This window comes from Streptomyces sp. NPDC002776, from assembly GCF_053592195.1.
This window is the reverse complement of sequence record NZ_JBSFVG010000003.1, coordinates 176,258-200,575: the sequence shown is the minus strand read 5'-3', so window position 1 is coordinate 200,575 and position 24,318 is coordinate 176,258. Positions and strand designations below refer to the sequence as shown.

The window sequence follows — 24,318 nt, the reverse complement described above, 5'->3', positions numbered from 1 at the left end:
CCGGTCCGGGCCCGGCCCCGGCTCACCCGCTCACCTGTGCGGGTCAGACGCCGATGTCGCGGCCGTCCTTGCGCCACACGGCCACCACGGACGGGCGGACGTAGGTGCCGGGCCCGTCGGGCCAGGTGGAGGCCGGGGTCTCGACCGTCGCGCCGTCGATCTCGCCCGGGTGCTGCACGGCGACCAGGACGCGGCGGTCCTGGACGATCGGGCCGCAGGTCTCGGCGCCCTTCGGCACGGTCAGGAACTGCTTGAGCTCACCGCGCCGGTCGCCGCGCGTGGCGACACCGAACAGGCCGTCGTGCGAGCCCAGCTGGGCGCCGTCGGTGGAGATCCACAGGTTGCCGTACGGGTCGAAGGCGACGTTGTCCGGGCAGGAGATCGGGCTGACCTGGTCCTTCGGGAAGCCCGCGAAGTAGGTCGCCGGGTCGCTGGGGTCACCGGCGACCAGGAACAGGCTCCACGCGAACCGGGTGCTGTCGGCGCGGTTCCAGCGCTCGGTCAGCTCCAGGATCTGGCCGTGCTTGTTGCTGTTGCGCGGGTTGGCCTCGTCGGCGGCGGCGTAGCCGGCCTTGCCGCGGTTGGAGTTGTTGGTGAGGGCGATGTACACCTTGCCGGTGTGCGGGTTGGGCTCGACGTCCTCGGGCCGGTCCATCTTGGTGGCGCCGACCTTGTCACCGGCGAGCCGGGTGAAGACGAACACCTCCTCGGCGGTCATGCCCTCGACGTGGCTGACGGCGCCCTTGGCGGTGGCGGTGGCCAGCGGGATCCACTCGCCGGAGCCGTCGAACTCACCGTCGGCCGGGAGCTTGCCGGTGCCGTCGATCTCGATGGCGGGCGAGTCACCGGTGAGCTTGGCGACGTAGAGGGTTCCCTCGTCGAGCAGCGAGAGATTGTGCTCGCGCACCGCGCGGCCGGCACCCTTCTTCATCCGCTTGGTGCCGACGAACTTGTAGAAGTAGTCGAACCGCTCGTCGTCACCGCTGTAGACGACGGGACGGCCGTCGTGCGTGAGCCGCACGGTGGCGCCCTCGTGCTTGAAGCGGCCGAGCGCGGTGTGCTTGCGCGGCGTGGAGTGCGGGTCGTACGGGTCGAGCTCGACGACATAGCCGAAGCGGTGCACCTCGTTGGGCTCCTGGGCCACGTCGAAGCGCTTGTCGAACAGTTCCCACTTGCGCTCGGTGGCGCCGGTGCCGATGCCGTACCGCTTGTCGGTGGCCCGGCTGCTGTTGGCGAAGTACTGGTTGAAGTTCTCCTCGCCGTGCAGCGTGGTGCCCCACGGGGTGGTGCCGCCGGCGCAGTTGTTGAGGGTGCCCAGGACCTTGGTGCCGGACGGGTCGGCGGAGGTCTTCAGCAGGTCGGACCCGGCGGCGGGGCCGGTGATCCGGACCTCGGTGGTGGCGGTGATCCGCCGGTTGAGGGGGTGCCGGGGAACGGGCTTGAGCTGCCCGTTCTTCTTGTTCCCCTCCACCACGACGGCGGACAGCCCGTGCGCGGCCCAGGCGATCTCGACCTGCTCGCGGGTGGGGTTGGCGGCGTCGTAGCCGCGGAACATCAGGATCTCGTCGGTGTACTCGTGGTTGGCGACGAGGATCTGCCGGTTGTACTCGCCGGGCAGCGGCAGCAGGGCGAGGTAGTCGCAGTTGTAGCCGAACTGCTGGGCCTGCGCCCGGGCGGTCTGCTTCTCCGGGTCGAAGGCGGGCGCGCCGCGCAGAATCGGCTCACCCCAGCGGATGACGACGTTCTGGCCGTAGCCCTCGGGCACGGTGACGGCGTCGGCGGTGTTGGGCGCGACGGCCGTGAAGCGCAGACCCCGGGCACCCTTGGCGGTGCCGGGCTTGCCCGTGCCGGCGGGTGCGGCCTCGGCGGCGGGCGCGGCAGCGACGGTGACGGCGGTACCGGCAGCGGCCGCGGCGGTCACGACGGCGGCGGCACGCATCACGCTACGGCGGCTCAGGGCGCCGGCGATGACGTCGCCGACGTACGGGTTGGCGGTGGTGTTGGGCACCTCGTGGAAACAGGCGTCACCACACCGGAAACGGCAGGTCATGGCGGAACGGCCGCCGGGATGGGAACCGTTCGTCCTGATGAGCGGCAGCGGAATGCGCACGTTGTTCTCCCCTTGCTTCCCCTTGGATCCAGCGTGACGGACGGTAGGTGGGCGTTTGTGCGAACGCGGGGACGAGCGATGAACGACGCGTGAACTGGAGGTATCGGTCGCTCGGTTGACACGAGCGACGTGACTCGGGGGAGGGCAGCCGAAGATCATCGCCGGGGGCGGCTAACCTTACGTGTCCGTCCTGGCCAGGGATTGACGGGCTACAACTCATCCGAAGGGTTGCGCACATGGGCATTCTCACTCTCCTGCGGAACGCATTGGGCCGCTCCCGCAAGGGACGCACGGCCGAGGCAGAGGGTGCGGAAGGGACAAAGCCGACCGTGCCGACGCAGCCTGCGCCGACCCCGGCGGCCGACCCCACCCCGACCCCGGCACCGGCGGCTGCCCCCACCACCCAGGTCCCGGAGCCCCGCCCGGCAACGGACGACGAGCACGACCTGGTAGCGGCGGCCTTCGACAACGTCACGGTCCCGAAGCAGACGACCACGTCGGAGACGGCAGAGCCGGAGCCGGAGCCGGTGGCGGAGACGGCAGAGCAGGAGCCGGAGCCGGAGAAGCCGGTGGTGGTGATCGAGCTCGAGCCGGTGGCGGAGACGCCCGAGCCGGTGGCGGAAGCGGAGGCGCCCGAGCCGGTGACCGAGGCTGAGCCGGTGGCGGAAGCGGAGACGCCCGAGGCTGAGCCGGTGGCGGAAGCCGAGACGCCCGAGCCGGTGACCGAGGCTGCGCCGGTGGCGGAAGCGGAGACGCCCGAGCCGGTGACCAAGACGCCCGAGCCGGTGACCGAGCCTGAGCCCGAGGCAGCGGCGGAGACGCCCGAGCCGAAGGCGGAGACGGCGAAGTCCGTCGCAGACGAGGAGCCCAAGCCAGTCGTAGCGGCGGAGCCGGTCGCGGAGTCGGAGCAGGTGGCGGAGGAGCCCGCGGCCGCCGACGGCGAGGACGCCCCACAGGGGCCACCCGCACCTGACAACGAGACCCGCACGGGTGGTGCGGGTGGGAACAACCCGGCCGAAGGCGAAGCCGAGGCCGAACCGGAGCCCACCCCGCCGGCCCCCGCCACCACCCTCACCCACCTGAAGACCACCGCCCCCAGCCTGGCCACCGCCTACAAGGCAGCCACCACCACCCTCAAGAAGAACAACCTCACCGGCACCCGAGCCAAGGTCCACCTCGTCCTCGACCGCTCCGCCTCCATGCGCCCGTACTACAAGGACGGCTCCGCCCAGGCCCTCGCCGAGCAGACCCTCGCCCTCGCCGCCCACCTCGACCCCGAGGCCACGGTCCACGTCACCTTCTTCTCCACCGAACTCGACGGCACCGGCGAACTCACCCTCACCGACCACGAGAACAAGATCGACGAGCTGCACGCGGCCCTGGGCCGCATGGGCCGCACCAGCTACCACGTAGCGGTGGAGGAAGTCGTCACCCACCACCAGAAGACGACCGCCGACACCGTTGACACCTCCGGCACCCCGGACACCCCCGCCACCCCCGCCACCCCCGCCCTCGTGATCTTCCAGACCGACGGCGCCCCGGACGCGAAGACCCCCGCCACCCAGGCCCTCACCGACGCCGCGAAGAACCACCCCCACATCCACTTCGCCTTCGTCGCCTTCGGGGAGCACGACAACAAGGCCTTCGACTACCTCCGCAAACTGAAGACCGGCAACACGTCCTTCTTCCACGCGGGCCCCACCCCCCGCGAGCTCACCGACACCGAGCTCTACACCGGCGTACTCGCGAACTGGAAGCCGTAACCGAAGCCGAAACCGAAGAAACCGAACCCGAAAAGACGACGGCCGCCCCCTTCCCACCCCTCAAAACGGGAAGCGGGCGGCCCACCCGTGTCGGCTAAGATTTCAAGGTTCGAAAAACAACCGACCCGGGAGCAGCCAAACCATGGCTCGACACCTCATCACCAGCGCCCTTCCCTACATCAACGGGATCAAGCACCTGGGCAACATGGTGGGGTCCATGCTCCCGGCGGACGTGTACGCCCGGTACCTCCGCCAGCGCGGCCACGACGTCCTGTACATCTGCGCCACCGACGAGCACGGCACCCCCGCCGAACTGGCCGCGAAGGAGCAGGGCCTGCCGGTGGCCGAGTTCTGCGCGCAGGCGCACGACGCGCAGAAGGCGGTCTACGACGGCTTCGCGCTGGCCTTCGACTACTTCGGCCGCAGCTCCAGCCCGCAGAACGTGGAGATCACCCAGCACTTCGCCCGCCGCCTGAACGAGAACGGCTTCATCGAAGAGCGCGCCATCCGCCAGGTGTACAGCCCCACCGACGGCCGCTTCCTCCCGGACCGCTACGTCGAGGGCACCTGCCCCCACTGCGGCTACGACAAGGCCCGCGGCGACCAGTGCGAGAACTGCACCCGCGTCCTGGACCCCACCGACCTGATCGACCCGCGCTCGGCGATCTCCGGCTCCACCGACCTGGAGGTCCGCGAGACCAAGCACCTCTTCCTCCTGCAGTCCAAGCTCCAGCACGAGGTCGAGGAGTGGGTCGCCCGCCACGAGGACGACTGGCCCCAGCTCGCCTCCTCCATCGCCCGCAAGTGGCTGAACGAGGGCCTGCTCGACCGCGCCATCACCCGTGACCTGGACTGGGGCGTCCCCGTCCCGGCCGACACCTGGCCGGAGCTGGCGGCGGAGGGCAAGGTCTTCTACGTCTGGTTCGACGCCCCGATCGAGTACATCGGCGCGACGAAGGAGTGGGCGGACGCGGCCCCCGCCGGGGAGACCCGGGACTGGAAGTCCTGGTGGTACGAGGCGGACGACACCGTCCGCTACACCGAGTTCATGGCGAAGGACAACGTCCCGTTCCACACGGTGATGTTCCCGGCCACCGAGCTGGGCGTGCGCGAGCCGTGGAAGAAGGTCGACTACGTCAAGGCGTTCAACTGGCTGACGTACTACGGCGGCAAGTTCTCCACGAGCCAGAAGCGCGGCGTCTTCACCGACCAGGCCCTGGACATCCTCCCCGCCGACTACTGGCGCTACTTCCTGATCGCCAATGCCCCGGAGTCGGACGACTCGTCCTTCACCTGGGAGCACTTCACGGCGACGGTGAACAAGGACCTGGCCGACACCCTGGGCAACTTCGTCAACCGCGTGCTGTCCTTCTCCAAGAAGCGCTTCGGCGAGGACGTCCCGGCCGGCGGCGAGCCCGGCGAGGCGGAGGCCCGCCTCGGCGAGGAGATCGCCCGCCTGCTCGCGGAGTACGAGCAGCAGATGGAGGCCCTCCAGTTCCGCAAGGCCGCGGCCGCGCTGCGCGCGCTGTGGTCGGCCGGCAACTCCTACCTGGAGGAGAAGGCCCCCTGGCTGGAGATCAAGACCGACAAGGACGCCGCGGCCCTGACGCTGCGTACCGCGATGAACCTGATCCACCTGTACGCGGTGGTCTCGGAGCCCTTCATCCCGGCGACCTCGGCGGCCATGCGCCAGGCCTTCGCACTCGCCGACGACACCGCCGCCTGGGTCTCGGCGGACGAGGCGAAGTCCCTGACCTCCGTCCCGGCCGGCACGCCCTTCACGGTCCCGCCGGTGCTGTTCGCCAAGCTCACGGACGAGGACCTGCAGACGTACAAAGAACGCTTCGGCGGGGACACAGCCGCGTAACAGCCCTTCTCGGACCCCTCACTCACCAGATATATCTGGCCAAGATCACACAGCCGGTCAAGGCCGTGTGACATTCGAGTGGGGGGTCCTCTCATGGCTCTTTTCGGCAACGCACACCCGATCGACCCGGCGCAGGCCGCGCAGGACTACGCCCGGCTGCTGGGCCAGGGTGAGCAGGTGCACGCCGCCTACCTGCTGGTGCGCGACACCATCCTGCTGACCGACCGCCGCCTGATCCTGGTCGACAAGCAGGGCATCACCGGCAAGAAGACGGAGTACCACTCGATCCCCTACCGCAGCATCACGCACTTCGCGGTGGAGACGGCCGGCACCTTCGACCTCGACGCCGAGCTGAAGATCTGGGTCTCCGGCGCCCAGCTCCCCATCACCAAGACCTTCACCAAGGGCGTCGACATCTACGAGGTCCAGGCCATCCTCACCCAGTACGTGGCCCGCTAGCGGTCCCCGCTCCGCGGACCGCTCCGGCGAACGGCGAACGGTGACCAGTCCTTCACTATCCCTTTACCTACCGATAGTGTTCGATTCAATAAATGTCATCGTTCGCCTCACCGGCGACCCTCAGCATCAAGGAACGTCGTGAAGCGCATCCTCATCCGCTCCGGCAAGAGCCCTTTCCGGGTCGCCACTCCGACGGAGTTCATCCACCAGGACCTCATCGGGACGAACACCGGCAATCTGCTCTTCAGCGACTCCGCGCACAAGATGCTGACGACACCGGACACCGAGGTCACCTCCAACGGCATCCGCACCAACCCCTCCGCCGAGCGCGCCGCGGAGATCAACGAGCAGTACGACGTCTTCGTCGTCCCTCTCGCCAACGCCTTCCGCCCTCAGTTCCAGGCGTCCCTGGACCGGCTCTCCACGCTGATCGAGCAGCTGACCATCCCCGTGGTGGTGTTCGGCGTCGGCGCCCAGGCCACCGACGACTACGCGACCGAGATGCTCAAGCCGATGGAAGCCTCCGTGAAGCGCTTCCTGCGGGCCGTCCTGGACCGGTCGGCGTCTATCGGCGTCCGCGGCGAGCTCACCGCCCGCTATCTGAAGGACCACGGCGCCCCGGACAGCGGCATCGACATCATGGGCTGCCCGTCGATGTTCCTGTACGGCGACACGTTCCCGGCGATCCGTGCCGCGGAGATCACCGCCGCCTCCCGGCTCGCCATCAACCTGTCGCCGAACGCGATACCCGTCGGCCCCCTCACCGGCATCGCCGAGTACGCCCACGCGCACTACCCGAACCTGACCTACTACGCGCAGAACACCGCGGACGCGGAACTGCTGCTGTGGGGCGACACCACGCCCGAGTCCGGCGTCGAGGACCCCTTCCCGCGCCGGCTCAGCCACGCCCTGCTGCGCGAGAACAAGGTGCGTATGCCGCTGGACCCGGCGACCTGGATAGACGAGCTGCGCGGCTACGACTTCGCCTACGGCACCCGCATCCACGGCAACATCGCCGCTCTGCTGGCCGGTACGCCCGCCGTCGTCCTCACCCACGACTCGCGCACCCTGGAGCTGTGCCGGTACTTCGACATCCCGCACCGCCCGCTCTCCACGCTGCCCGCCGACACCGACCCGCGCGACCTGTACGAGGCCGCCGACTTCTCGGGCATGGTCAAGGGGCACGCGGAGCGGTTCGAGCGCATCACCGCCTTCCTCACCCGCAACGGCCTGGACAACGCCTACCAGCACGGCGACGGCGGTGCCGCCTATGAGGCCCGCGTCGCCTCCCTGGACCTGCCCGCCTCCATGGAGGTCTGGGACGGCACCGAGGACGGCCGGATGCGCTACCGCATCAGCCGGCTGCGCGAGCGGATCACCGTCTCCGAGGACAAGCTCACCACGAAGCTCACGGCGGCCACCAAGAAGAACGCCGAACTGCGGGCCAAGCTGACCGCCGCCGAGAAGCGGGCCGCGCAGACGGCCGACCGGCTCGACGCCACCGTCCAGCAGCTGGAAGCCACCCGCAAGCAACTCGCCGCCCTCGAACGCCGCGTAACGGGCATGGAAAAGCGCGTCCTGGTCCGCCTCGGCCCGGCCCTCCGCCGCCGCACCCGCAAACTCTCCGGCTCCACGGACCGCCACTGACTCCCTGCGCCATGATCAACCGCTGATAGTATCCGGCCACTTGTTCGAGGGCGAGGGGCCCTCGCGGGGAGGGAACCTCACGTGGGCAGATTCGCCCTGTCGCGCCGCCGTCTCGCGGTCGCGATCTCTTCGGCTGCACTCGCCATGACCGGTAGCACGGTTCTTCCGGGCACCGCCGCCGCGGCTCCGATCGCCCCCTGGGGCACCGCCACCGCCATCACCGGTACCGACGTCAACACCTCCGTACGCGAGGTGGTCACCGCGGCCGACGGCTCCGCCGTGGCCGTGTGGAACCAGTTCACGGGCCCAACCGGAAACGAACGCACGCTGTACGCCGCGGTGCGCGCCGCCGACGGCTCCGCCTGGGGAACTCCGACCCTCCTGGCGACCACCCCGACCGAGGCCGGGAGGGTCGCCCTGCACGCTTCCTCGGACGGCACCGTGACCGCTCTCTGGGTGGAGTTCCCGAACGAGACCTCGCCCGGCTCGGGCGTCAACAACATCCGGATCGTCAGCTCCGTCCTCGCGGCCGACAAGTCCGCCTGGTCCAAGCCCGTCGAGCTGATCGGCACCGACGAGGGTTGGTCGGACGGCGGCATCGATCTCGCCGAGGCCCCCGACGGCACCCTCACCGCGGTCTGGGGGACCCGTGCCAACGCCGCGTCCAAGTGGGAAGTCAGCACCGCCACCCGCGGCGCCGACGGCACCTGGTCAGCACCCGTGCAGCTCAGCACCGCAGCCGCGGACGGCGCCCTCGCGGCTCACTCACCGAGCGTGGCCGTCACGCCCGATGGCACGACCGTCGTCGCCTACCGGCAGTTCCTCGGTGAGACGTCCCAGATCCGGACCGTGTCCCGGAAGGCCGGTACCACGGAGTGGACCGCGCCCGTCGCGGCAAGCGGCACCTACCAGTCGCTCAGCGAACCGGAGATCGCGGCGGCCGACGACGGTTCGGTGACCCTCGTCTGGCAGGGCCGCGTCGACGAGTCGGTACCGCAGACCATCCGCACCGCCACCCGGGCCGAGGACGGCACCTGGTCCTCCCCCGAGACCGTGGCCGGCACGGACAACCTCGTCAGCACACCCGAGCCGCTCATCGCCCCGGACGGCGACGTCACCCTCGTCTGGGTCGACTGGACCACTACGTTCGGCACCCGCACGGCCACCCGCGAGGCGGACACCGGCACCTGGTCGGCCGTTCGGACCCTGTCCACGTCGTACGTTCCCGAGTCGTACGACACCGCCATCGGCGACGACGGCACCATACGGGTGCTCTGGCCGCAGACGAGCGGCAGTGGGCGCGTGCTGATGGAAGCCGCGCGCAGTGACGGGACGTGGACGGCCGCCGCTCAGATACCCGGTTCCGCGAGCGGCAACGTCTTCGGCCGACTCAGCGTCGGGGCCGACGGCACCGCGACCGCCGTCTGGTCCGGCACCGCGAGCGGCAGCGCCAACGGGCGACTGTACGGCTCCCGCACCGCGTGGCCGGCACTCGCCGTCACCAACTCCTCCGTCCCGGGCACCGTCGCCCTCAAGGGCACCACCGCATCCTCCGCCGCCTGGGCGCCCACCTGGACGCTCAGCAGGCCCGTCTCGTCCTGGTCGGTGACGATCACCGACCGAGCGGGCAGGACGCTCCGTACCCTCGGCAGCACGACCGGCGACCTGAAGGTCACGGCGAGCTGGAACGGCCGTACGACATCCGGGGGTCTCGCTCCCAACGGCCCTCTGACCTGGAGGCTGAGCGCCGTCCAGGAGGGCGCGGCCCAGGCCGTGCAGCTGGCCTCCGGAACCGTCTCCGTCACCGGCGGCGCGGCGGTCGGCCGGGACTTCAGCGACCCGTCGGCCACTCCCGACGGCACAGGCGACCTGCTCACCCTCAACACGTCCGGCACGCTGACCTACCAGCTGGGCAAGCACACCACCGGAACGTTCTCCGGCAAGGTCAACGGCACCGGCTGGCCCACCACCGTCAAGGCCGTCCCCTTCGGCGACCTGAGCGGTGACCGCTGCAACGACGTCCTGGTCCGTTACAGCAGCGGCGCCCTGCGCCTCTACAAGCCGGGCTGCGGCTCAGCGGTCAAGCCGTCGACGTCGTACACCGCCCTCGCCACCAGCGGCTGGACCCAGTACGACGTGCTGACCTCACCCGGTGACCTCAGCGGTGACGGACGTCCGGACCTGCTGGCCCGCAACGCCTCCACCGGCGCCGTCTACCTCTACAAGGGCACCAGCACGGGCAAGCTCGCCGCCCGCGTGAAGCTCTACGACAACTGGAAGACGTACAAGAAGATCGTGGGCGTCGGCGACATCACCGGCGACGGCAAGGCGGACCTGCTCGCCCAGGACAAGACCAACACCCTCTACCGCTACAACGGCAAGGGCGACGGCACCTTCGCCTCCCGCGTGAAGCTGTTCACCAACTGGGGCAGCGCCTACAACGCCGTCGTCGGCGTCGGCGACATCACCGACGACGGCAAGCCGGACCTCGTCTCCCGCGACAGCAGCGGCTACCTGTGGCGCAACAGCGGAGACGGGAAGGGTTCCTTCGGCTCCCGCACAAAGATCGCGACTGGCTTCGGCGGCTACAAGTTCCTTTCATAGACGAGCCGTTCGGGGCGCTTGAAGTCGAGTGTCAGCGCCCCGACGCGTACGCCACGAAGTCAGCCCAGGCCTGCGGCGCCAGCGCGAGGCGGGGGCTGGCGTCGCGGTGCTTGGAGTCGCGGACGTGGATGGTGCCGGGGGTCGTGGCGACCTCAACGCAGGACTCGCCGTCGGTGCCGCCGCTGTAACTGCTCTTGAACCACGCCAGTTCGGAGGCGTCCCGGGCAGAGGCCTTGCGGATCATGTTTCTCCCAGCAGTTGCTCGATGAAGGCCAGCGACTCCCGTGACGAGAGCGCCTGCGCCCGGATGGTGCCATACCGCAGCTCAAGCGTGTGCAGCTGCTTCGGGTCGGTGATCGGCCGCCCGCTGAACGCACCGTCAGAACGACCTGCGGCCGTCCCGTCCGGGAACTTCAACAACTCGATCCTGCCGTCCAGACCAGGATGGGCCTCAGTGTTCGTCGGCATGACCTGAAGCGTGACGAAGTGCAACCGCCCCACCTCCAGCAGACGTTCGAGCTGCTGTCGCCACACCATTGTGCCTCCGACTCGTCGGCGCAGCGGGGCCTCTTCCAGCACGAAGTGAATCGACGGCGCAGGGTCGCGGTCGAAGACCGTCTGCCGAGCCAGACGAGCGGCCACCATGCGTTCCACGTCGTCGAGTGAGTAGGGCGGCTGCGCTGCCTTGATGACGTGCCGGGCGTGGTCAGGCGTCTGCAACAGTCCCGCGATGATGTTGCACTCATACACCCCGATCTCGGCCGCCTTGGCCTCCATCTCCGCCAAAGCCCGCACTTTCTTGGGGTACCGGACCTTGTCCACGTCCTCCTTCATCGCCGCGATTAACCCACCCGCTCCCAACACCTCGTCGGCCATGTCCAGATACTCGGGCCTGGGGATCCGCTTCCCGCCCTCGATCTTGTACACCATGTCCTCGCCGTACCCGAGCCGCTTCCCGAACTCCGCGGCCCGCATCCCCACCGCCTCCCGCCGCAGCTTCAACTGCCGCCCCACGGTGGCGACTACGGCCACGCCCCACTCATCGTCCGGATCCACCTCCCACCCCGGCTCATCCGCCTCCGTCCTGAGCCGTCCCGCCTCCGCGTCCACCGACATGTCCCGCGCCGCCCCTCCGTCGTACCGCCTCGTACCAGCCACGCCCCTACCCGTACGCACCGCCCCGACAAGCCCGGACAGCACCGGACAACCGCTGGACAGTCACCGTACGCAACCATGACGTCACTCCTCACGGTAGGGAGTTCCGGCCACGCTGAGTGACGTGATTCAGGAACTCGCCCAACCCGAGGGCCCCATCCGCAACTTCCGCGTCCTGCTGTCCCCCACACCCCGCGGCGCCCGCCTCGCCCGTCTGCTCGCGACGGAGGAACTGCGCAGCTGGGGACTCCCGTTGGACCCGGCGGCGAACATCGTCGCCGAGCTGGCGAACAACGCGGCCACCCACGGCCGCGTCCCCGGCCGGAACTTCCAGCTCCTGCTCTACGTGGTCGGCGACACCCTCCGTATCGAGGTCACCGACACACTCGGTGACTGGCTGCCGCACCCGCAGCCCACCACCACCGCGGACACCGCCGAAACCGGCCGTGGCCTGATCCTCGTGACCGCGCTAGCCGACCGCTGGGGAGTGACCCGGGACCTGCCACCCCGCAAGACGGTATGGGCCGAAGTCGAACTCGCTGCGCTAGCACCGGAGTCACCAAAGCCTGACGCCCCACGCTCCAGTCATACCTGCGCTCCCTATGAACCACCCACTGGGGAGAAAGCACCGTTCCTAGAGACTGAGCGGGAGTGAGTCCTGTTGCCAGAACCCATGCTCAGCCGAACACCCCGAACGGTCTTGGGTGTTCTGGTCCACCGCGTTCGCTCCGCGTCCGGCGCGCACGGATCGTGTCCGTGGTCCGGGAACGCGGGGGCGGTTTTCCTCGCTCCCTCGGTCGCCGGTTCGGGCCTGGGTGGTCCGATGCCCGTGCACATCGCTCTGGTGTGCACGGGGCGGTGTCGTCCGTCGCCTGATCCGGTATCCGAGGGCGCGCCTGCCGATGGCCACCGAGGCGGCGGCGTGTCGGCTGGTCTTGTGAGTTCTGCTGGTGAGGGGGGCTTGCCAGTGCTGGGCGCCCCAGACGCTGGTGTAGGCGGGATCGACGGCGATCACGCCGATGCCGGCTTCCGCGCACATGGACAGCAGGCGGGCGCGCAGGCGGCCGGTGGGGATGCCCGAGATGAGCTGCCTAAATCGCTTGCGGCGGCCGTGTTTCTCGCGGGTGGTGGAGTCGGTGAAGTCGAGGTCTTCGATCGCGATGGCCTGCACGCCGGTTTGTTTGGCCCAGTGCAGGAGGCGGGTGAGGGCGTGGCGGAGCTGGGCGTCGCGGTGCGAAGTGCTGCCGGTGAGCTGGTAGTCGAAGCGGCGGGGTGTGCCGACTGGGTTGCCGTGTTCGTCGAGGCGCCATGCGGCGAGGTGGTCGGCGTTGGTGTCCACGGCGATCACGCCGTCCGCGCGCAGCGTGGCTAGTGGCACGACGGGGAGTTCTTTGCGGGTCCAGGAGGCGTCGAGGTACCAGCGGCCCCGGACCGTGTCCAGGTGGATGCGGTAGGCCACGGACCGGTTCGCTTCGATCCGGTCTTGCCATTCGTCGCCCCGGTGCCAGAAGGCGACCTTCGCAGCCAGCACGTACCGGCCGTGCTTCGCGTTTGCGTGCTCGGCGAGGGGGGCGGGCAGCTTGATGCTGATCTCGCCGTCGGGGCTGACGCGGATCGTCTCGTTCCCGAACCTTTTGCCGGACTCGCCGTCGGCGGTCAGGAACCACCGCGCCGCCTCCCACTGTGCCCGCCACTGCGTCTCGGTCAGGTTCGCGGCGGTGAGGTGGTGACGGGTGCCCAGCAGTCGGCGGCCCCCGCGTGTGATCGACACGCGTCCGGCGTCGCGTTCGGCCGTGACCTGTTCGTACCGCTCTTCGAGGATCGCCAGGCGCCGGGACTTGCGGAACCACTCGTGCGAGGACCGGTAGCCGCCGGGCTTGCCCCGGCTGCCCCTCTCTGCGACGGGCAGGGACAGCCGGTGCCGGATCATGCGGATACCGGCATCCAGGGATTGCAGGTGTGCGTGCTGCGCACGCCGGGACAGTCCCCACTGGTCGTGCGTGCTGGACGTGATCGAACCGGCCCAGCGGGAGGACGACAACGCCGTCAGATCACGTTTGCGCCCAGCCCACGTGTCGGTGGAATGCTCCAGACCGTCACGGCATCTTCGGGCCAGATCACGCGAGGCCAGCGTGCCCAGGTGCGCGCCGACCAGGCGCAACACCTTCTCGTCCCCGGCCGTCAGTCCCTTGAGACGGTCGCGGATGCTGACGCCCGTCGGGCCGTCGGCGACGAACGGCCGGGCAATCTGCCGCAGCGGCCTGCGCTGGTCAGCCATGCTCGGCGGCCTCCAGCGCCTTGCGGGCACGGTTCTTCGCCGACCGGGGCCCGTACAGGCGGGCACAGAACGAGGTCAGCACCTCCACCATGTCCCGCACCAGGTCGTTCTCGACCTCGCTGTCGTCCAGCACGACCAGGCGGCGCCCGGTCGCGGACAGGGCGGCCTCGACCAGCTCGACGTTCATCCGACCGAGGCGGTCCTTGTGCTCCACCACCACCGCCTGCACAGCAGGATCGGAAAGCAGCCGCTTGGCCTTGGAACGGGCGCCGTTCATGCCGGAGGCGATTTCGGACTCCACCCGCACCACCCGGTGACCTGCGGTGGCAGCCCACCGGGCCAGCCGGGCGACCTGGCGCTCCAGATCGTCCTTCTGATCGTGCGAGGAGACGCGGGCATACAAACCCAGCCCACCGATTGCCTCGGGCGCGGCGTTGGCCCCCACGTTCACGAGGATCGTGCGCGGGCCGACCCGCTGGGCCGGTACCGGCAGCGTCCCCTCACGGAACCAGCGATACGCGGTCTGCGGATGCACGCCCTGCGTCTTCGCCCATTCCGTGAGATTCACGCTCTGACAACGACACTCACTTATACATGGTTACGCTCACTTACCCGACTCCGAGGGCCAGCAGTTGATGACCCCTCCGAGCGCCCGAACTCCGGTGTGGTCCACGACAACGTCCGCCTCACCGAGAACTTCACTGTGATCGGCAACGACCTCGCCCAGCACAAGGAGCTGTCGCTGCTCGCGATCGGGCTGGGCTGCTACATCCAGTCGGTGCGACCGGGCACGGCGATCGACATCAAGACCCTCGCCGCCCGCTTCCCGGAGGGCCCCACCCGCATCGCCGCAGCCCTACGCGAACTCGAAACCCACGGCTACCTGCGCCGCACCCGCTTACGGGCCCCCACCGGCCGGATCGTCACCCGCACGGTCTCCAGCAACAGGCCGGGCCACCGCACCACCCCACCCGACACGTCCACCAGGCCCGCCCGACGCCCGGCCCCGGACAAGCCGCCGCCCCGCAAACGGCGCCTCCCCGCCGTGCCCCAACCCTCGTACACCTCCCCGGCGCTCCTCCAGACAGCCGTCGACGTCCTCGCCGGCCTCCGCCGCCACGACCCCCGCCTCCTCCTCTCGGCCACCGACGCCGAACACCTGGCCCCGGGCGTCGCCGCCTGGCTGGAACGCGACTTCACTCCCACCGCCGTACGGCACGCCCTGACCGAGAACCTCCCGCTGGAGCCCTTGATCCGCCCGGCCGCCTTCCTGGCCCACCGCCTGACCGCCCAGCTCCCACCCCTGCCCCCGTTCCGTCCCCCGGCCCCGGAACCCAGACACCCCTTCCAGACCTGCGACGGCTGCAACCGCGCGTTCCGCGCCCCCACCCCCGGCCGCTGCCGCGACTGCCAACCCGACCCGAAGGAGTCCGTGTGACCACGCGAGCCCTCGCCCAGTCCGGCCCCGATACCCTGGCAGGGGTACTCCTGGAGGACACCATGAGCACACTGGCCGACCACGGGCGCGAGCTGATCCCCCGCCCCGAGCAGACCCCTGACGCCCTGCGTACGGCCCTCGCGGTCGTGGCTCCCGCCCGCTTGGAGGAGATGCAGGCCACGAAGGACGAGGCGTTCGCCAAGGCCGTGGAGTGGGAGTCTCTGAGCCCCGTACAGAGCTGGGTCCTCCTTTGGGCCCGGGACATCGAGATCGCCCGCCGTCCTGACCTGGCCGTCCGTTTCGAGCGCGCGCGGAGCACGCTGGAGGACGAGGATCCCGATGTCGCTCGGGAGGCTCTGCGGGAGCTGACCGCCGTACTGGACGAAGCCATGAAGGCAGTGCGCGGTTGAGCTGGAAGTGGGAGTACGCCTTCGGAGCGGAAGAAGCCGCCCGGGCCGCGCCCGCCGACTTTCTCGCCAGGGTGGCAAGCAAAGCGGATGAGCTGGTCAGGATCACGTACCTGGGTTTCTGAGGCCGCGAGCCGGTGAAACGACGCCGGCGCCGAGAACCCAAGTCGGTTCTCGGCGCCGGCGTCCTACGTCACCCGAGGTGGAACTACTTCGGCTGCGGCTTGCGCACCGACAGGTGGAGTTCCCTCAGCCGGGTCTCGTCCAGCTCCGTCGGCGCGCCCATCATCAGGTCCTGGGCGTTGCCGTTGAGCGGGAAGGCGATCGTCTCGCGGATGTTGGGCTCGTCCGCGAGCAGCATCACGATGCGGTCGACGCCCGGGGCGATACCGCCGTGCGGCGGGGCGCCGAAACGGAAGGCGCGCAGCATGCCGGCGAACTGCTCCTCGACGGTGTCACGGTCGTAGCCCGCGATCTCGAAGGCCTTGAGCATGATCTCCGGCTCGTGGTTCCGGATCGCGCCGGAGGACAGCTCGACGCCGTTGCAGACGATGTCGTACTGCCAGCCCAGGATGTCCAGCGGGTCCTGGGTCTCCAGGGCCTCAAGTCCGCCCTGCGGCATCGAGAAGGGGTTGTGCGAGAAGTCGATCTTCCCGGTCTCCTCGTCCTTCTCGTACATCGGGAAGTCGACGATCCAGCAGAACCGGAAGACGTCCGTCTCGAACTGGCCCGCCCGCTTGGCGGCTTCCACCCGCACCGCGCCCATGATCTTCGAGACCTCGTCGAACTCCCCGGCGCCGAAGAACACGGCGTGACCGGCGGCCAGGGACAGCCGCTTGGTCAGCTCCGCGACGTTCTCCTCGGTCAGGAACTTCGCGATCGGGCCGGACAGCGAGCCGTCCTCGGCCACGCGCACCCAGGCCAGGCCCTTGGCGCCCTGAGAGACCGCGAAGTCACCGAGCTGGTCGAAGAACTTCCGGGGCTGCGCGGAGACGTCCGGCACCGCCAGCGCGCGCACGTGCTTGCCGGCGAACGCCTTGAACTCCGAGCCCTCGAAGACGTCCGTGATGTCGACGAGCTCCAGCTGGGCCCGCAGGTCCGGCTTGTCGGAGCCGTACTTCAGCATCGCCTCACGGAACGGGATCCGCGGGAAGGGGGAGGTGACGGGGCGGCCGCCGCCGAACTCCTCGAACAGCTCCGTCATGAGCTTCTCGATCGGCTGGAAGACGTCCTCCTGCTCGACGAAGCTCATCTCGACGTCGAGCTGGTAGAACTCGCCCGGCGACCGGTCGGCGCGGGCGTCCTCGTCGCGGAAGCAGGGCGCGATCTGGAAGTAGCGGTCGAAGCCCGAGATCATCAGCAGCTGCTTGAACTGCTGCGGCGCCTGGGGGAGGGCGTAGAACTTGCCCGGGTTCAGCCGGGAGGGGACCACGAAGTCACGGGCGCCCTCGGGGGAGGTCGCGGACAGGATCGGGGTCGCCATCTCGTTGAAGCCCAGCGCCGTCATCTTGTGCCGGATCGCCGAGATGACCGCCGTACGCAGCATGATGTTGCGGTGCATGCGCTCGCGGCGCAGGTCGAGGAAGCGGTACTCCAGGCGCCGCTCCTCGTTGACGCCGTCCTCGGCGTTGATCGTGAACGGCAGCGGGGCGGCCGCGCCGAGCAGCTCGACCTCGCCGACCTCGACCTCGATCTCACCGGTGGGCAGGTCGGGGTTGACGTTCTCCGTGCCCCGCGAGACGACCTTGCCGTCCACCCGGACCGTGGACTCCTTGGACAGCTTGTCCAAAGCCTCGTAGGCGGGGGTGCCGGGGCGCGCGACGAGCTGCGTGATGCCGTAGTGGTCGCGCAGATCGATGAAGAGGATGCCGCCCAGGTCGCGCCGATTGTGCAGCCAGCCGCTCAGCCGGACGTCGCTGCCGACGTCAGAGGCGCGGAGCTCGCCGCAGGTGTGGGACCTGTACCGATGCATCGTCGTTCATCCAGTCTTCGCGGATCGGGGTCGTGTTTCACGTGAAACACCCCCAGCGTACCGGGCACGTGATGATCGGCTCCCCACCATTGTCGGCGGTCTTCGGTGGCAGCCTTCGATCTCCTGTTCTTAGAGTGGGTCAATGCGCACTGGTGAGCCCCTGCCCGCCGTGGAGGAGGTACTCGCCGCTCTGGCGACCGGTCAATGGCACTGGTCCACCGCCACCGGTCTGGTCACGGTGGACGCCGAGGCGGCCAGGCTGCTCGGGCTGCCCGCGGAGCCGGCCACGCTCCGCGAGTCCGAGGTGCGCGCCCGGCTCCACCCCGTCGACTGGAACGAGATCACCGGGGTGATCCAGCTCGCCGTCGCCGAGAACACGCTCGGCGAGGTACGGGTGCGGATCATGGACGAGCGGGGCGAGGTCGTCCGCATCACCCGCAGCCGCTTCAAACCCGGCTTCGACCCCGACAAGCGGTCCTACGAGGTGATCGGCACCCTCCAGGAGGTCACCGAGCCGACGCCGGGCACCCCGGCCGGGCGGCGTGCGGTCAACGGGGACTGGCGGCGCTCCCGGGAGGCGTTCCTGCTGGACGCGGGCCGGGCGCTGGCGGAGGCACGGTCCACCGAGGAGGTGCTGCGGGTCGCGGCGGGGCTGTCGATGCCGGGGTTCTCCCCGGACGGGCTCGCGGTGTTCGGCGTGGAGGCGGACCGGCTGACGATCATCGGCCACCACGGGCAACAGCCCGGCGACGAGGGCCCCTTCTCGCACATGTCCCTCCAGACCGACTACCCGGCCGCCGAGGTGGTGCGCACCGGCCGGGCGGTCTATCTCTCCTCCCCCGAGCAGTACCGCTCCCGCTACCCGCTGACCTGGCCGCTCGCCGCCCACTTCGGCCGCCGCTCCTGGGCGTTCCTGCCGCTGACGGTGGCCGGGCGCACGATGGGCGCCTGGATGGCCGCGTTCACCTATCCGGTCGCCTTCACCCCCGACGAACGCTCGGTGCTGACGACGGTGGCCCGGATGCTGGCGCAGGCGCTGTCCCGGGCGGGGGCCGCGGAGACCCAGCGGGAACTCACCGACGGCCTCCAGCGCTCCATGCTGCCCATGCTCGCCCCCCGGGAGATACCGGGCATGAGCGTCGCCGCCCGCTACGTGCCCACCGGCGGCGGCCTCCAGGTCGGCGGTGACTGGTACGACATGATCCCGCTGCCGGGAGGAGACCGGTTCGCCCTGGTCATCGGGGATGTGCAGGGCCATGACGTACGGGCCGCCGGGCTGATGGGCCAGCTGCGGATCGCCCTGCGCGCCTACGCCTCCGAGGGGCACCGCCCCGACGCCGTGCTCTCCCGCGCCTCCCGCTTCCTGCACGGCATGACGGACGGCGACCCCGACTCCCTCGACCTGCGCTTCGCGACCTGCCTGTACGTCGAGGTCGACCCCGCGACGGCGGCCCTGGAGATCGCCCGCGCCGGGCACCCGGACCCGGCGATCCGGCTGGCGGACGGCACGGTGCTGACCCGCCCCACGGCGGGCGGGCTGCCGCTCGGCATCGATCCGGACGCGGACTACCCGACGACCAGGGTCGTGATGGAGCCCGGCGAGACGATGCTGCTGTGCACCGACGGTCTGATCGAGACCGGCGGCCACGACATGGAGACCGGCTGGAAGCGGATCCGCTCGATCCTGGAGGCGCACCAGGGCGGCCCCGAGGAGCTGGCGGACGCCCTGGTGCAGGCGGTGCACGGGCCCTCCTCGCACCACACCACCGGTCCGCTGGCCGACCGGCGCGAGGACGACATAGCCGTGGTGCTGCTGTGCCGTGACGGGGAGGGCTGCGGTTGCGGGGAGTCCGTCGCCGTACGGCCCGCCGTGCGCCGCACGATGCTGACGGTGGCCCAGGACGAGCCCGAGCGGGTCGCGGTGGCCCGGCAGCTGTTGCGGGAGCTGCTGCACGACTGGCCCTCCGACGACCAGATCGACTCGGCGGTGCTGCTGCTGTCCGAGACGCTGACGAACGTCCTCGTGCACACCGACGCCGACGCCCTGCTGCTGGCCGAGGTGCGCGGTGAGGCGGGCGGGCGCCGGATGCGCGTGGAGGTCACCGACACCAGCGACGACCTGCCGCACAAGCGCCGCCCCGGTGAGCTGGCCTCCTCCGGCCGGGGCCTGATGCTGATCGAGCTGCTCGCGGACACCTGGGGGGTGGATCCGCGGGGCGAGGGCAAGAGCATCTGGTTCGAGCTGACCGAACAGGACGGGACGGGGACGTAGGTCAGGGACTACGCCTCGGGTGCGGGCTCGCGCGTGCGCAGCTCGTGGACGATCCCGAAGGCCGCCGCCGTGAGCGGCAGCGCCAGCAGCATCCCGAGGATGCCGGCCACCGAGGCGCCCGCGGTGATCGTCAGCATCACCACCGCCGGGTGCATCTGCACGGTGCGGCTCTGGATCATCGGCTGGAGCACATGCCCCTCCAGCACCTGTACGGCGAGCACGACGCCGAGCACCCACAGCGCGATCACGAATCCCCGGTCGGCGAGCGCGACGAGGACGGCGACCGCGCCGGAGAGGAAGGCGCCAAGGTAGGGGATGTAGGCGCCGACGAAGACCAGGGCGGCGAGTCCGACGGCGCCCGGCACGTCCAGGATCAGCAGGCCCACCAGGATGCAGACCGCGTCGATGAACGCGATGAAGGTGGTCCCCCGCATGAACCCCTCGATCGCCTCGAAGGCCCGTCGCGCCATCGCCTCCACGGTGTCGGCGGTCCCGCGCGGCGCCATCGTCCGCAGGGTGCCGGCGGCCCGGTCGGAGTCGCGCAGGAAGAAGAAGACGAGCAGCAGCGCCAGTACGGCCATGGCGATGGTCTCGCCGACGACGCTGACCCCGCTGATGACGCCCGAGGCGGCGGTGCCGCCGAACTTGGAGAGCAGTCCCCGGGCGTTGGAGGCGATGTCGTCCAGCGAGGTACCGGCGGCCCCGAAGTGATCGGCGAGATCCTCGGCGGCGGTCCGGAGCGAGGCGACGATCTCGTCACCGGAGTCGACGAGCGCGGCCACCACGAGGTACACGGCCCCGCCGACCACGGCCACCACGGCGACGCAGGTGACGGCGGCCGCGATCGACCGGTTGACGCCCGCCTTGACCAGGCGCCGGTGGAAGGGCCCGAGCAGGGCGCTGCCGAGCAGCGCGAGCAGCACCGGCACGATGGCCGTACGGAACTCCGCGCACAGCCGGATACCGACGTACACCACCCCGGCGACCAGCAGCGCCACGGCACACCAGGCCCCGACCCGCCGCACGGGTTCGGGAAGCAGCGCTCGGGAGTCCTGCACCCTCCCACCCGATCACGCGCGGGGTGGGCCCGCCTTCCGGCGGACCCACCCGGGTGACGAGATGTCAGTACGCGGCCTACAGCCCGCCCTCGGTCATCCCGTGGACGGCCGGGACGGTGCCGAGGCGGCCCTTCTGGAAGTCCTCGAACGCCTGCTGGAGCTCCTCGCGGGTGTTCATGACGAAGGGGCCGTAGTGGGCCATGGGCTCGCGGATGGGCTGCCCGCCGAGGAGGACGACTTCCAGGTCCGGGGTGTGGGAGTCCTGCTTGTCGTCCGCGCGGACGGTCAGCGAACCGCCGGTGCCGAAGACCGCGGTCTGGCCCAGGTGGATCGGACGGCGCTCGGCACCGACCGCGCCCTTGCCCGCCAGCACGTACGCCAGGCCGTTGAAGTCCTCGCGCCAGGGCAGGGTCAGCTCAGCGCCCGGCGCCAGGGTCGCGTGCACCATCGTGATCGGGGTGTGGGTGATGCCGGGACCGGCGTGTCCGTCCAGCTCACCGGCGATCACGCGCAGCAGCGCGCCGCCGTCGGGTGTGGTCAGCAGCTGCACGTTGCCGCCTCGGATGTCCTGGTAGCGCGGGGGCATCATCTTGTCCTTGGCCGGCAGGTTCACCCACAGCTGGAGGCCGTGGAAGAGGCCGCCGGACATCACCAGGTGTTCCGGCGGCGCCTCGATGTGCAGCAGTCCGGACCCGGCGGTCATCCACTGGGTGTCGCCGTTGGTGATGGTGCCGCCACCGCCCTGGCTGTCCTGGTGGTCGAAGATGCCGTCGATGATGTAGGTGACGGTCTCGAAGCCGCGGTGGGGATGCCATGGGGTGCCTTTCGGCTCGCCCGGCTGATACTCCACCTCACCCATCTGGTCCATCATGATGAACGGGTCCAGATGGCGGTAATCGATCCCGGCGAACGCGCGGCGCACCGGGAAGCCCTCGCCCTCGAAACCGCTCGGCGCGGTCGTGACGGCGAGCACGGGACGGGCCACGGCCTCCGCGGGTGCGGCGACTCGGGGCAGCGTCAGCGGGTTCTCGACGGTCACTGCAGGCATGTCGGTACCTCCTTGGGCGACGTACATCCGAGTTTAGTTGAGCATTGAACTTCCTGCCACCCGTAACGGCGGAAGCCCGGGAGGGCATTCCCCCCGGGCTTCCGCGTTCACCCTCAGTTGCTGAAGTACAGGTACTTCCAGGACCCGTACGTCGTCGAGTTCACGCTGTCACCGGACGAGCCGTTGACGTACACCGACCGCATCCGCGCCCGGATCCCCGACTCACCGGGCGCCCCCAGGGTCACGGCCGACTTCCCGCTGGTGCCGAGCGGGAAGTACTGCGAGTCCGCCGAGTACCACGTGCCCTGGTGGTAGACCTGGAGGTCGAAGCGCTGCTGGCGGCCCGGGTAGTAGGACATCGTCGTGGTGAGCAGCGGGTCGGTGTTCTTGTGGAACCAGTAGTACGTCGTCGACCCGATCTTCGCGGTCTTGTAGTGCTTGGTGACGGCGGTGGAGACCTTCACCTTGGCGTACGCCGTGACGTCCACCGTCTTCGGCTTGTAGCGGGCGTCGCCCTTGAACACCGCGGTGACGGTGGTGTCCCGGGTCATGTCCACCCATGCGGCGATGTTGCCGTCGGAGTTGACCGTGCCGCTCTTGATCAGCTTGTTCGGCTTGTCACCGCCGAAGGGGTTGGCCCAGATCTCGACCGAGCGGTTCTTGTACGTCGTGCCGAGGTGCGCGGTGAACTTGACGTCGGCGCCGTGGCTGTACAGCTTGCCGTTGTTGTTCAGGCTGAGCGAGGTCGAGGCACGGGAGACCTCGACGGTGTCGGAGGCGCTCACCGCGGTGTGCGCGGCGTCGCCCGCGTACTTCACCGTGTACTTGACCTTGCCGCCGGCCGGCGGGGTGTTGGTGAAGGAGTACGTGCCGTCGGCCTTGACCGTCACCGGGGCCAGCGCCTTGCCGTCGGGGCTCTCCACGTCGGTACGGGTGACGCTCAGCTGGACGCCGGCGGGCAGCGCCACGGTCGCCGAGATCTTGCCGGTGACGGTGAGCTGCTTGGCGCGGGTGGCGGTCGAGGGTGCGTTGACCGTGAGGGTGGGCGCGTTGAGGGTCGGCTGGGTGAGCGCCTTCAGGGCGTAGCCGCTGCCGTTCGGGACCAGGGCGAAGAGCCGGGAGGAGTCCGGGGCCCAGGCCACCTCGACCGCGCCCTGCGTGCCCATGCTGAACGTCCGCACCGGCTGCGTGGCGTTCGGCCGGTAGATCGCGACCTTCGTGCCCGAGATCTGGGCGACGTTTCCGACGCGGTCGATGTCGGCCCGCTGCCCGGCCGGGTAGGCACCGGCCTTGGTGAGGGTCCCGTTCGCGTAGGCGTGCCGGTCGGTGCCGTTGATCAGCACCTGGTCGCTGCCCGCGGCGAGGTCGATGTCCCCGACGCCGTCGTTCAGGGCGTACGAGTAGTCGTGCCAGGCGGTCACCACCGGCGTGCCGCTCGACACGTCGAGGACGGCCTCGGTGCCCGTGGAGTCCCCGGTCTCGCCGACGGCCAGCAGGCCCGGTCGCAGCGGGTCGGTGTCCAGCAGGGCCTGCCCCCACAGCCCCGAGCCCGTGCCCTCGGTCGGCACCTGGGCCAGCGCCACCGGGTCGGCGCCGCTCGCCGGGTCCACCGCCGGGTCGACGGAACCGAGGTCGCCGTCCCACTGGTCGCCGTAGCTGAACCAGACCTTCCCGCCGGCGAAGGCCACGTAGCGCGGGCCGTCCGTGGTGGCGACGGTGTAGCGGGCCTTCTCGTCGAGGGTGGCCGCGTCCAGCGCCACGATCTCGTGCAGCTCGGGTGAGGCCGCGTACAGGGTGCTGCCGTCGTCCGACAGGGCCAGGTCGGTGACGCCGGGGACGCCGCTCACCGATTCGAGCACGGCACCGGACCAGTCGGCGGCCACGACCGTGCCGGCCGCGCTGTCGCCGACGAAGACCCGCCGGTGGACGCCGTCCGCGACGATGCCGCCGGGCGCGCTGACCACGGCGCCGGCCGCCGACGCAGGACCGGCGGTCACGACGCTCAGCGCCGCCGAGCTGAACAGGACCGCGAGCGACGTCGCGGTCGAAATGCTGCGCATGCGCACAGTGTTGAACCCCCACAGAAGTCCCGGCGAGGCCGGGAGATGATGAGAGCGCCGCGCGGCACCCGGACGTGGACCGCGGGAAGGCGGTGACGTGCGGGGCGCGGCTGCCAGGGGGCACTCTATGGCATGCCTGTGACAACGGGGAGGGGGATATTCCGGCCCCCCGCCCGGTGC

18 protein-coding genes are annotated in these 24,318 nt (G+C 70.1%); 9 read left to right on the top strand and 9 right to left on the bottom strand.

Annotated elements, in window-relative coordinates:
• Positions 1-43: 43 nt before the first annotated feature.
• Positions 44-2,110, bottom strand: coding sequence for a PhoX family protein (locus tag ACWD11_RS08465; RefSeq protein ID WP_451282045.1), 2,067 nt, complete (start codon positions 2,108-2,110; stop codon positions 44-46).
• A 236-nt stretch (positions 2,111-2,346) separates the two neighbouring features.
• Between ACWD11_RS08465 and ACWD11_RS08460 the strand changes: the two genes are divergently transcribed.
• The 5 genes from ACWD11_RS08460 (at position 2,347) to ACWD11_RS08440 (ending at position 10,450) form a co-directional block, all read left to right on the top strand.
• The gene (locus ACWD11_RS08460; RefSeq protein ID WP_451282043.1) at positions 2,347-3,873 is read left to right on the top strand and encodes a VWA domain-containing protein; all 1,527 of its coding nucleotides are present in this window, start codon (positions 2,347-2,349) and stop codon (positions 3,871-3,873) included.
• A gap of 142 nt (positions 3,874-4,015) precedes the next feature.
• Positions 4,016-5,740: a methionine--tRNA ligase gene (gene metG, locus ACWD11_RS08455; RefSeq protein WP_451282041.1), complete on the top strand. Its 1,725-nt coding sequence runs from the start codon at positions 4,016-4,018 to the stop codon at positions 5,738-5,740.
• Positions 5,741-5,833: 93 nt separating this feature from the next.
• Complete coding sequence (locus ACWD11_RS08450) at positions 5,834-6,199, top strand: PH domain-containing protein (RefSeq protein WP_250077801.1); 366 nt, start codon at positions 5,834-5,836, stop codon at positions 6,197-6,199.
• 138 nt (positions 6,200-6,337) lie between these two features.
• On the top strand, positions 6,338-7,846 hold the full coding sequence (locus tag ACWD11_RS08445) for a polysaccharide pyruvyl transferase family protein (RefSeq protein ID WP_451282039.1): 1,509 nt from the start codon (positions 6,338-6,340) through the stop codon (positions 7,844-7,846).
• Positions 7,847-7,927: 81 nt separating this feature from the next.
• Positions 7,928-10,450 (top strand): FG-GAP-like repeat-containing protein, encoded by a 2,523-nt coding sequence (locus ACWD11_RS08440; protein ID WP_451282037.1) that lies wholly within the window; start codon positions 7,928-7,930, stop codon positions 10,448-10,450.
• Between the two features lie 31 nt (positions 10,451-10,481).
• On the opposite strand, the gene ACWD11_RS08435 is transcribed toward ACWD11_RS08440, so the two are convergent.
• Both ACWD11_RS08435 and ACWD11_RS08430 read right to left on the bottom strand, forming a co-directional pair.
• Entirely contained in the window at positions 10,482-10,694 is a 213-nt protein-coding gene (locus ACWD11_RS08435; protein WP_451282035.1) for a DUF397 domain-containing protein, read from the bottom strand.
• The gene (locus ACWD11_RS08430; protein ID WP_451282033.1) at positions 10,691-11,566 is read right to left on the bottom strand and encodes a helix-turn-helix domain-containing protein; all 876 of its coding nucleotides are present in this window, start codon (positions 11,564-11,566) and stop codon (positions 10,691-10,693) included. Before ACWD11_RS08430 ends, ACWD11_RS08435 begins: the two co-directional genes overlap by 4 nt.
• Before the next feature lie 163 nt (positions 11,567-11,729).
• Between ACWD11_RS08430 and ACWD11_RS08425 the strand changes: the two genes are divergently transcribed.
• The gene (locus tag ACWD11_RS08425) at positions 11,730-12,260 is read left to right on the top strand and encodes an ATP-binding protein (protein ID WP_451282031.1); all 531 of its coding nucleotides are present in this window, start codon (positions 11,730-11,732) and stop codon (positions 12,258-12,260) included.
• Here the strand turns inward: ACWD11_RS08425 and ACWD11_RS08420 are convergent.
• The gene (locus ACWD11_RS08420; RefSeq protein WP_451282029.1) at positions 12,240-13,883 is read right to left on the bottom strand and encodes an IS200/IS605 family accessory protein TnpB-related protein; all 1,644 of its coding nucleotides are present in this window, start codon (positions 13,881-13,883) and stop codon (positions 12,240-12,242) included. The two genes, ACWD11_RS08425 and ACWD11_RS08420, sit on opposite strands and share 21 nt — an antisense overlap.
• A complete protein-coding gene (locus ACWD11_RS08415; RefSeq protein ID WP_389416716.1) occupies positions 13,876-14,451 on the bottom strand; it encodes an IS607 family transposase in 576 nt (191 codons plus the stop codon). Before ACWD11_RS08415 ends, ACWD11_RS08420 begins: the two co-directional genes overlap by 8 nt.
• Positions 14,452-14,547: 96 nt before the next feature.
• On the opposite strand from ACWD11_RS08415, the gene ACWD11_RS08410 reads away from it, so the two are divergent.
• Both ACWD11_RS08410 and ACWD11_RS08405 read left to right on the top strand, forming a co-directional pair.
• Complete coding sequence (locus ACWD11_RS08410; RefSeq protein WP_451282027.1) at positions 14,548-15,321, top strand: helix-turn-helix domain-containing protein; 774 nt, start codon at positions 14,548-14,550, stop codon at positions 15,319-15,321.
• Between the two features lie 62 nt (positions 15,322-15,383).
• Positions 15,384-15,731, top strand: a complete 348-nt coding sequence (locus ACWD11_RS08405; RefSeq protein ID WP_389417005.1) for a hypothetical protein — start codon at positions 15,384-15,386, stop codon at positions 15,729-15,731.
• Between the two features lie 205 nt (positions 15,732-15,936).
• Here ACWD11_RS08405 and aspS read toward each other — a convergent pair whose 3' ends face one another.
• Positions 15,937-17,700: an aspartate--tRNA ligase gene (aspS, locus tag ACWD11_RS08400; protein WP_451282025.1), complete on the bottom strand. Its 1,764-nt coding sequence runs from the start codon at positions 17,698-17,700 to the stop codon at positions 15,937-15,939.
• A 142-nt stretch (positions 17,701-17,842) separates the two neighbouring features.
• Between aspS and ACWD11_RS08395 the strand changes: the two genes are divergently transcribed.
• The gene (locus ACWD11_RS08395) at positions 17,843-19,972 is read left to right on the top strand and encodes a SpoIIE family protein phosphatase (protein WP_451282023.1); all 2,130 of its coding nucleotides are present in this window, start codon (positions 17,843-17,845) and stop codon (positions 19,970-19,972) included.
• A gap of 8 nt (positions 19,973-19,980) precedes the next feature.
• Here the strand turns inward: ACWD11_RS08395 and ACWD11_RS08390 are convergent, their stop codons facing one another.
• The 3 genes from ACWD11_RS08390 to ACWD11_RS08380 form a co-directional block, all read right to left on the bottom strand.
• Positions 19,981-21,030, bottom strand: coding sequence for an AI-2E family transporter (locus tag ACWD11_RS08390; RefSeq protein WP_389416712.1), 1,050 nt, complete (start codon positions 21,028-21,030; stop codon positions 19,981-19,983).
• A gap of 76 nt (positions 21,031-21,106) precedes the next feature.
• On the bottom strand, positions 21,107-22,078 hold the full coding sequence (locus tag ACWD11_RS08385; RefSeq protein ID WP_389416711.1) for a pirin family protein: 972 nt from the start codon (positions 22,076-22,078) through the stop codon (positions 21,107-21,109).
• A gap of 113 nt (positions 22,079-22,191) precedes the next feature.
• Positions 22,192-24,138: an Ig-like domain repeat protein gene (locus ACWD11_RS08380; RefSeq protein ID WP_451282021.1), complete on the bottom strand. Its 1,947-nt coding sequence runs from the start codon at positions 24,136-24,138 to the stop codon at positions 22,192-22,194.
• Positions 24,139-24,318: the final 180 nt, after the last annotated feature.

What these genes read in the sequence shown, in the direction of transcription:
- ACWD11_RS08405 (WP_389417005.1), top strand. Translation starts at nt 15,384, where the DNA reads ATGAGCACACTGGCCGACCACGGGCGCGAGCTGATCCCCCGCCCCGAG.
- ACWD11_RS08395 (WP_451282023.1), top strand. Translation starts at nt 17,843, where the DNA reads ATGCGCACTGGTGAGCCCCTGCCCGCCGTGGAGGAGGTACTCGCCGCT.
- ACWD11_RS08430 (WP_451282033.1), bottom strand. Translation starts at nt 11,566, where the DNA reads ATGTCGGTGGACGCGGAGGCGGGACGGCTCAGGACGGAGGCGGATGAG.
- ACWD11_RS08385 (WP_389416711.1), bottom strand. Translation starts at nt 22,078, where the DNA reads ATGCCTGCAGTGACCGTCGAGAACCCGCTGACGCTGCCCCGAGTCGCC.
- metG (WP_451282041.1), top strand. Translation starts at nt 4,016, where the DNA reads ATGGCTCGACACCTCATCACCAGCGCCCTTCCCTACATCAACGGGATC.
- ACWD11_RS08450 (WP_250077801.1), top strand. Translation starts at nt 5,834, where the DNA reads ATGGCTCTTTTCGGCAACGCACACCCGATCGACCCGGCGCAGGCCGCG.
- aspS (WP_451282025.1), bottom strand. Translation starts at nt 17,700, where the DNA reads ATGCATCGGTACAGGTCCCACACCTGCGGCGAGCTCCGCGCCTCTGAC.
- ACWD11_RS08380 (WP_451282021.1), bottom strand. Translation starts at nt 24,138, where the DNA reads ATGCGCAGCATTTCGACCGCGACGTCGCTCGCGGTCCTGTTCAGCTCG.
- ACWD11_RS08435 (WP_451282035.1), bottom strand. Translation starts at nt 10,694, where the DNA reads ATGATCCGCAAGGCCTCTGCCCGGGACGCCTCCGAACTGGCGTGGTTC.
- ACWD11_RS08420 (WP_451282029.1), bottom strand. Translation starts at nt 13,883, where the DNA reads ATGGCTGACCAGCGCAGGCCGCTGCGGCAGATTGCCCGGCCGTTCGTC.
- ACWD11_RS08460 (WP_451282043.1), top strand. Translation starts at nt 2,347, where the DNA reads ATGGGCATTCTCACTCTCCTGCGGAACGCATTGGGCCGCTCCCGCAAG.